1 protein-coding gene is annotated in these 274 nt (G+C 39.1%); it reads right to left on the bottom strand.

Going from position 1 to position 274, the window contains the following annotated elements; all coding sequences use genetic code 11:
- Positions 1–12: 12 nt before the first annotated feature.
- A partial coding sequence (locus H5993_RS09260) for a hypothetical protein (RefSeq protein ID WP_204777113.1) occupies positions 13–274 on the bottom strand: 262 nt, incomplete at its 5' end.

Here is a 274-nt window from a genome sequence, read left to right as displayed (position 1 = left end):
ACATAAAATCCCCTAAATCAAAAAAATTGGTACTGCTAGGATTTTACTCCTATCAGTACCAAATATTGTAGACCCTTTTTTAGTATTTGTGAGTCCATACAAGGCAGAATTTGGTTGGGGCGACTGACAGAAAAGTAACTGCCATTCAGCTACTGCCTTGATCGTCGTTGCTAAGAAACATGTGGTGATGAAGAAAGAGGGTAAGCGGTGAACAACTGCACGTATTGACAAAATAAAGAACGGACTAAGCAATTTCTTAGCCCGTTCTTTATTG

This window comes from Limosilactobacillus alvi (genome assembly GCF_016900115.1).
In the GTDB taxonomy this organism is placed as follows: Bacteria; Bacillota; Bacilli; order Lactobacillales; family Lactobacillaceae; genus Limosilactobacillus; species Limosilactobacillus alvi.
This window is presented reverse-complemented; position numbering and strand designations above follow the sequence as displayed.